Origin of the sequence: Chryseobacterium contaminans (assembly GCF_001684955.1) — a bacterium.
Classification (GTDB): Bacteria; Bacteroidota; Bacteroidia; order Flavobacteriales; family Weeksellaceae; genus Chryseobacterium; species Chryseobacterium contaminans.
Genome location: NZ_MAYF01000078.1, coordinates 1 through 7,647, shown reverse-complemented (window position 1 = coordinate 7,647; position 7,647 = coordinate 1). Strand labels below are relative to the sequence as shown.

Here is a 7,647-nt window from a genome sequence, read left to right as displayed (position 1 = left end):
GGAGGATAATAGTCTTTCTCTGGATAAAAAATAATTATGACTAAAGACAAAGCAAGCTTGGAAATCTCCCACCTGCTTTGTCTTCCCAGTTTTTATTTATGCTTCTTCTTTTGAGTATAAAAAATAAGCCAATTCCTTTTCTTCTCTTATCAGATTCTCCTCTCTTTTAAATCCACTTTTGAGAAGAACTTTCTGTGAACCAATATTATCAAGATTTGTCAGCGCAACGATTTCTTTTCCTCCATCAGCTGACAGGCAATAATCGGCAAGTGCTTTACAAACCTCAGTTCCGATTCCTTTTCCCCAATAGTTTTCGCCAAGCATATACCCTATTTCTATGCAGTTGGCATTTTCTGCAAAGATTCTGGCTAAACATACTCCAACAAATTCATTATTTTGGGCATCAAATATTCCCCACCTGCTGAGCGGTCCTTCTTTATAATCTGCTAATGCTTTTTCAAACATCTGCTTAAATTCTTCCGGAGATTTATAAGGCAGATACCGGGTAACATTTTCGTTTTTAAACAAATCTAAAAATAAATGGAGTTCCTGAGGGGCAAATTCCCTAATGATGATGGTGTCGTTTTTATAGTACATGATAATCTGCGTTTGAAGTCAATGAATAAAATTAAAGAAATAAACTTATAATTACTGGTAAAACCGGATAATATTCGCCATAAAATAAAAAATGGACTTAAAAAAATTAAGTCCATCATTATTCACCAGGTGAATGCTAACCTATCAATACTAAATTACTTCATTACTATATATTATTTAAAAGCTCTTAAACCAATCTGTAACAGCTTTAAAATAGTAGTCAGGCGGTTGGTGACCAAGAAGTCCGCCACCACCAGAGTACTGACCTCCTTTATATAAGGTAAGTTTTACTTCTGAAGTGCCGGTATAAGTTTTAGTGATATCTCCCTGGTTACCAATTGTGTCGGTAGTATACTGATTGAGGTCTCCGCCATTTTCAGGTACCCAAAACTCCGCCTGTTCTTCTCCAAAGAGTCCGTTAGGACTTGTGCTTCCAAAATGATCATCTGCCAATCCAAAGAAAATCCAAACCGCTGTATTTCCCCAATAATTTTGATTGCTAATGAAGTTTCCATTATTATCCTCAAACCAAAACGGTCTGTTGGATGCTATAGGAGCAACTGCTTTAAACTCACCGTTCAGAAAATAAGCGGTTACGTTGGTCATATCTCCACCCCATGAATGTCCGGTCGCAAAAATACGGCTGTTATCAATTGAATAGGTGTTTTTTACGAGATCCAGAAGTTCTTTAGTAAACTGTATGTCGTGATATCCTGAATAGGTTTTGCCATAATCTCCAAGTGCCCAGCCTTTATCACTTCCCCAGTAATATTTTTGGTCAGGATAAACGAAGATGGTGTTGTCCATCAGTTTTTCCAGGCCGGGTATATTGGGATTCCATCCCTGTCCTAACCAATCATACATGAATTTTCCTGTAGTATCTGTTCCGGCAAATACAAACAAAAGGCGATATTTTTTTGTACTGTTATAATTGGCTGGTACTGAAATGTAGTAGCTCCTTTTTCCACCGGCAGCAGTTGAAAAAGTATAAGTCTTCTGGCCACTTCCCGGAACGCTTCTTGAAACATTTTCGGTGGGAGATCCTGACTTTTCTTTGCTGGGAACCAGGTCCTGATTTTCATTGGAACATGAGAAGCAAAAGAAAAAACTGAATAAAAGGGTAACCTTTAAAAGATTAACCGCTAAAAGAACTGTTGTTTTCATAATATATTATTTATAGGGTTTAATTAAACCTTTCAGGATGAAAAATATTGATATTAACAGTTGGCTTCTCTTCATTGGCAATTTCAGACACTGTTTTTCCGAAAATAGGTCCTAGACTTAAGCCCATCATTCCGCCTCCGCCAGCAATAATCAGATTTTTTAGCTTCGAAGATTGGCCCAGGTAAGGAAGTCCATCTGGAGCACAAGGTCTGTATCCGAACCATATTTCCGATTCTATGGGTAACTTTACCTGAAAATCAGGCATATATTTAGGAATAGAATTTACGATCCCCTCTACCCTTTTCATATTCACTTTATTATGATGGGATGCCAGTTCCATGGTTCCTCCAAAACGGATTTGTCCGTTCATTGGGGTTACGGCAACTCTAGCCTCCAGTAATAATGCTGCATGTTCCAATCTGTTGACTGGATTTTCAGGGGTATGCATGAAAGAATATCCTTTTCCGGGCATTAACTGAATCTTAATGCCCGCTTTTTGAGCCAATTCGGGTAAAAATGAGCCTCCAGTCATAATGAAACGATCCGCTGAAAACTTTTTACCATTGGCGATTACTGCTTTAATGGTGCTTCCTGCAATTTCGTAGCCTGTTACTCTATGCTGCGTATGAAAAATGACTCCATTATTTTTAAGGTAAGCGATCATTTGCTTCATCAGCTTCATGGGATTCATGTGACCATCACATTTGTAGTTGACACCTCCTATAACATCCAGCTGAACATTAGGTTCCAGTTCCTGAATCCCTTTTTTATCCAGAATATCAACAGGAAGTCCCAAATTGATGGCCTTATGAGCAAGTTCTGTTTCCTCTTCTGCTACTTTTTCAGTTTTATAAAGCATCAGAATTCCGTTCTGATTCAACTCAAAATCGAAATCTTCTTTTTCTGCAATTTCATTGTAAAGGCTGCTGCTTGCGAGATTGAGATCCCTGATTGCTTGTGCAGAACGGTCTACATGGTTTTGATTGGAATGTTTCAGAAATTTAATTCCCCAGGACAGCAGTTGAGTACTCAGCGATGGCTTTACATAAAACGGACTTTTACTGTCGAACATCCATCGGATGCCCTGTGCAACAACACCAGGAGCGGCCAAAGGGGTAAAATGGCTGGGTACAATCATGCCTGCATTGCCATAAGAGCAATTGTTACTAAGGTCATTTTGTTCCAGAATTTCTACCTGCCAGCCTTTCTGTAAAAGATAATAGGCTGAACTTAACCCTGCGATTCCGGCACCTATAATCAGTGCTTTGCCTTTATTTTGTGTCATAACTCTTTGTAAATTTTACATTACCTGAAATCCTTGCCAGTAAGGATCTTCATCATCAATAATAATATGATTATATCCGGTGATTCTTGCCCAACCTTCTACTGAAGGGATGATTGCGGGCTTTCCGTCAACAGTAGCTGTTCCTTCAATTCTTCCGATGAATTGAGAACCGATATAGCTTTCATGGATGAACTCTTCACCTTCTTTTAACTTACCTTTTGCATACCACTGAGCCATTCTTGCTGAAGTTCCTGTACCACAAGGAGAACGGTCTAAAGCATTTTCGCCAACCAAAACAGCATTTCTTCCGCTGGCTTTAGAGTCTATAGGATTTCCCGTCCATTGAATATGGCTTAATCCGGAAATATGTTCATTTTCGGGATGGATAAATTCATATTTCTCATTCAGTAGTTTTCTGATAATCTTCCCATAATGAATAAGTTGGCTTGCCGAGAAATCAGAAATATCTTTGAAATTTTCCTGAGGGTCAATGATGGCATAAAAATTTCCTCCATAGGCAACATCTGCTCTTATTAAGCCAAGATCCGGGCATTCTACTTCAAGATTTTCAGCATAAAGGAACGATTTTACATTAGTCAGTTTTACAGATTTTACTTTTTTCCCTTCCTGGATATAGTCTATCAGAATAAGTCCTGCTGGCGTTTCTAATCGTAATTTCCCCGGGATTTTAGGAACAACGAGTCCTTCTTCTATGGCAATGGTAACTGTTCCGATGGTTCCGTGTCCGCACATGGGAAGGCAGCCGCTGGTTTCAATATACAGAACTCCGATATCATTTTCTTCATCAACAGGCGGATACAAAATGCTTCCGCTCATCATATCATGGCCACGAGGTTCAAACATTAGTCCTTTTCGGATCCAGTCGTATTCTTTCATGAAGTGAAGTCTGCGTTCCATCATGGAATTTCCTTTTAAAATCGGTCCGCCACCTGCAACCAGACGTACCGGGCAGCCACAGGTGTGGGAGTCTATGCAAAAAAATGTTCTGTTCATACGCTTTCTAGTTTTAATGATCCTGAATTCACTTCTCCATCTACGATTCTACTGATCTGCAATGGATTTTCATTCTTCAGCTCTTCCGGTAAGAATTCATCCGGCCAGTTCTGGAAAGAAATAGGACGTACAAATCGTTTAACAGCATCCGGTCCTACGGAAGTAAAACGGGCATCTGTTGTAGATGGAAACGGTCCGCCGTGCTGCATGGCATAAACAACTTCTACTCCGGTAGGCATTCCGTTGAACAGCAGTCTTCCGCATTTATCTTTCAAAAGGTTTATCAGTTCGGGATTTTCGCGTACATCATCTGAAGTTGCTGCTACCGTAATGGTTAATTGTCCTTTTAAGTTTTGAGCAATCTGTATAAGTTCTTCCCTGCTTTCACAAGCGACAATAATTCCAAAAGGACCAAATACTTCTTCGCTTAATACAGGATTATTGAGGAAATTTTGAGCATTGGTTTTGATAATGGCTGGACTTCCTTTTCCTTCTTCAGTTTCTTCTGAAGCGATTACTTCAGTGTCAGGCTGTGTTATTGCATTTGCTTTATGCTTTTCAAAGCTTTCATAGATGCCATTGTGGAGCATGTTAGCAGGGGCGACTTCCTGAATTTCATTTTTTACAGCAGCGATGAAACGATCCAGAGATGCTCCTTTAACAGTAATAAATACTCCCGGATTAGTACAGAATTGTCCTACTCCTAATGTTAATGAGCTGATATATTCTTTTGCTAAAGTTTCAGCTTTATTTTCAATCAGGTTTTTAAGGGCAAATACAGGATTCGTGCTTCCCATTTCAGCAAAAACGGGAATAGGATTTTCACGGCGATTGGCGATATCAAACAAGGCTTTTCCACCACTGAAAGAACCTGTAAATGCAACTGCCTGGATATCTTTATGCTGTGTTAGATAAGTTCCAATTTCATAGGATGTTCCGGTAATATGGCTGAAAATACCTTCAGGCCATCCGAATTCTTTTACGGCATTTGTTATAGCATCAGCCATCATCTGAGAGGTCTTAGGATGCGCCGGATGTGCTTTTACAATAACAGGGCAGCCAGCTCCTATGGCACTTGCTGTATCTCCACCTGCTGTGGAAAAGGCAAAAGGAAAATTACTAGCTCCGAAAACAACCACTGGTCCTAATCCTATATGGTATTTTCTGAGATCTCCTTTTTGCTTTTCAGGCTGAGCAAGGTCAATTCTTGGCTCAATGTAGATTCCTGAGGCTACAGCTTTTGCATAACTTCTCCATTGGCCTATGGTTCTGGCTTTTTCACCGGTAAGTCTTGCCAGAGGTAATGAGGTTTCTGCATGGGCAGTGACTAAAAGTTCTTCTCCTAAAGCTTCAATCTGATCGGCAACAGCATTCATCAATGCCGCTCTTTCTTTTATGGTTGTATTTTTCAGGAACTGATATGCTTCGGAAGCCATCTGAATCCTTACCTCAATATTTTCTTTTGATGTTTCTTCAATCATAGTTTTTGTTCTGGTGTTAATCTAATGTTGGACGGTTCGCTCTGCCCTCTTCAATAATCTTATTCACTCTTTGAGCTTCTTCACCCTGAAGTTCAAGGCGTGGTGCTCTTACATACGGATTGCTGATTCCTTCAGCAGTAGCAGCCAGTTTGATGTACTGAATAAGCTTTGGATGAATATCTAACTCTAATAATGGCATAAACCATCTGTAAATAGCTACGGCTTTATCATATTCTCCTGCTTTGGCATAGTTGTACATGGCCATAGTCTCATTAGGGAAAGCATCTACCAATCCTGCTACCAATCCATCGGCACCAAGCATTAAAGTTTCAAGGCAGATGGTATCTACTCCACCAAGAATTTTGATTCTTTTCCCGAAACGGTTAATCATTCTGGTAACATTGGCCAAGTCTCTTGTAGATTCTTTAACCGCTTGAATGGTTGGGTATTCTATAAGTTCATCAAACATTTCCAGGGTTACATAAATTCCGTAATCAACAGGATTGTTATAGATAAGGATAGGAAGATCTGTAGCTGTGGCAACCGCTTTAAAATATTCTACCACTTCACGGCTATCGGCTTTGTAACGCATTGGAGGAAGTAACATTAATCCGTCAGCTCCTAATTCTTTTGCTTTTTGAGCAAAGTTTACGGCATTTTGGGTTGTATTTTCAGAAAGGTTAAGAATAACAGGAATTCTGCCCTGTGTAATCTTTTTAGCATATTGAAGAAGTTCAAACTTTTCTTCAGTTTCCAACGTGCTGGCTTCTCCTAATGTTCCGGCAAGGATAATCCCATGAACTCCGGCTTTAATCTGGGCTTCTGTATTAATCGTAAACATTTCAAAATCAATCTTTCCTTCTTTTGTAAAAGGAGTTAATACAGCAGGATAAATTCCTTCCCAGTTTAGTTTTGTACTCATATCAAATAATATTTATTCAAAACTAGGAGAATTTTAAAACGGTAAATGTTAATATTTTAATGAATTCTGACCGTATTTTAACATGTAGTTATTCGTGGTCAAAAGTAGCTTCTTTATAATGCTTCAGATATTCCTTTGGAGAATATTTCATAATGGATTTAAACACCCGGTTGAAATTGGTTAAACTATTGAACCCACTGTTAAAGGCAACGGAGGAAATACTGTATCTGCTGCTGGAGGTCAATAATCTGCAGGCTCTCTGTACCCGCAATTCATTAAGATATTGGATATAAGTAATCCTGGTATGTTTTTTAAAGGATCTGCAAAATGCCTGCGGAGTCATACAGGCTTCTTTTGCAATGGCATCAAGAGTAAGTTTGTGCTGGGTGAAATTTTTCTTAATATAATTTTGAGCATCTATAATCCGCTGGTCATTATCGGAAATATGATTAGGAAGTTTTTTTTCTGAAGACAACGGAATATGCAGATGTCTGTTCTGCATCAAGTGGTTTAAAATCTTGATAAAGTCTATAATTTGTTCTACCCCTTGTGTCTTTTGTAAAGCTGCCATGTTTTCTCCTACAATTGCTTTTAATTTTGATGCGACCTGGAATCCTACTTTAGAATGTTCGATGAAATTCTTAAGCTCTTCAAATTCCGGTAAATCAAAGAAAGCGGATATTTTTTTATCAGGATCGAAGAAAATAGAGATAGCATGAACTTTCTGCTTTTCGTTTTCTGCAAAATCACCTTTAAAAACGTGAGATTGATTGGCTCCCAGGTAAAAGATATCTCCTGGTTCAAAAGCGAAAAGGTTCTGTTCTATAGCAAGAGTACCATGCCCTTTAAGGATCCACATGATCTGTGTTTCCGTATGCCGATGGAAATAAGGATAGAAATTAGGCATAATATCTTCCTGAATACGGATACTCTTATTGGTATCGGCAGGAACTGAGAATTGAAGACTCTTCATACAATCAATACTTTATGAGATTAATGAATGGGAAGGTTAAAATATTGCCGAATTTAAGCAAAATATGAACATTACCTATCATATTAAAATCCAAACTTTACATCTCCATTATTTTAATGAATAAAGGGCTTCAAATAGTACAAAATCGTAACTTTAAACTTTTAAAATAAAAACTATTCATAAACATATGTTTTCAGCACAGACTTATCAA

7 protein-coding genes are annotated in these 7,647 nt (G+C 38.5%); all 7 read right to left on the bottom strand.

Features of this window, described 5'->3' with window-relative positions; all coding sequences use genetic code 11:
- Positions 1 to 96: 96 nt before the first annotated feature.
- Positions 97 to 597 carry a GNAT family N-acetyltransferase gene (locus tag BBH99_RS06235; RefSeq protein ID WP_066693435.1) on the bottom strand — a complete coding sequence of 167 codons (501 nt, stop codon included), beginning with the start codon at positions 595 to 597 and terminating at the stop codon, positions 97 to 99.
- 177 nt (positions 598 to 774) lie between these two features.
- Positions 775 to 1,761, bottom strand: coding sequence for an alpha/beta hydrolase family esterase (locus BBH99_RS06230; protein ID WP_066693432.1), 987 nt, complete (start codon positions 1,759 to 1,761; stop codon positions 775 to 777).
- Positions 1,762 to 1,780: 19 nt separating this feature from the next.
- The gene (locus tag BBH99_RS06225) at positions 1,781 to 3,046 is read right to left on the bottom strand and encodes an NAD(P)/FAD-dependent oxidoreductase (protein WP_066693431.1); all 1,266 of its coding nucleotides are present in this window, start codon (positions 3,044 to 3,046) and stop codon (positions 1,781 to 1,783) included.
- Positions 3,047 to 3,061: 15 nt separating this feature from the next.
- On the bottom strand, positions 3,062 to 4,060 hold the full coding sequence (locus tag BBH99_RS06220) for a 4-hydroxyproline epimerase (protein WP_066693429.1): 999 nt from the start codon (positions 4,058 to 4,060) through the stop codon (positions 3,062 to 3,064).
- Positions 4,057 to 5,541, bottom strand: coding sequence for an aldehyde dehydrogenase (NADP(+)) (locus tag BBH99_RS06215; protein WP_066693428.1), 1,485 nt, complete (start codon positions 5,539 to 5,541; stop codon positions 4,057 to 4,059). Before BBH99_RS06215 ends, BBH99_RS06220 begins: the two co-directional genes overlap by 4 nt.
- 16 nt (positions 5,542 to 5,557) lie before the next feature.
- On the bottom strand, positions 5,558 to 6,463 hold the full coding sequence (locus BBH99_RS06210) for a dihydrodipicolinate synthase family protein (protein ID WP_066693427.1): 906 nt from the start codon (positions 6,461 to 6,463) through the stop codon (positions 5,558 to 5,560).
- 88 nt (positions 6,464 to 6,551) lie between these two features.
- On the bottom strand, positions 6,552 to 7,436 hold the full coding sequence (locus tag BBH99_RS06205; protein WP_066693426.1) for an AraC family transcriptional regulator: 885 nt from the start codon (positions 7,434 to 7,436) through the stop codon (positions 6,552 to 6,554).
- Between the last annotated feature and the right edge of the window lie 211 nt (positions 7,437 to 7,647).

What these genes read in the sequence shown, in the direction of transcription:
- BBH99_RS06235 (WP_066693435.1), bottom strand. Translation starts at nt 597, where the DNA reads ATGTACTATAAAAACGACACCATCATCATTAGGGAATTTGCCCCTCAG.
- BBH99_RS06230 (WP_066693432.1), bottom strand. Translation starts at nt 1,761, where the DNA reads ATGAAAACAACAGTTCTTTTAGCGGTTAATCTTTTAAAGGTTACCCTT.
- BBH99_RS06225 (WP_066693431.1), bottom strand. Translation starts at nt 3,046, where the DNA reads ATGACACAAAATAAAGGCAAAGCACTGATTATAGGTGCCGGAATCGCA.
- BBH99_RS06220 (WP_066693429.1), bottom strand. Translation starts at nt 4,060, where the DNA reads ATGAACAGAACATTTTTTTGCATAGACTCCCACACCTGTGGCTGCCCG.
- BBH99_RS06215 (WP_066693428.1), bottom strand. Translation starts at nt 5,541, where the DNA reads ATGATTGAAGAAACATCAAAAGAAAATATTGAGGTAAGGATTCAGATG.
- BBH99_RS06210 (WP_066693427.1), bottom strand. Translation starts at nt 6,463, where the DNA reads ATGAGTACAAAACTAAACTGGGAAGGAATTTATCCTGCTGTATTAACT.
- BBH99_RS06205 (WP_066693426.1), bottom strand. Translation starts at nt 7,436, where the DNA reads ATGAAGAGTCTTCAATTCTCAGTTCCTGCCGATACCAATAAGAGTATC.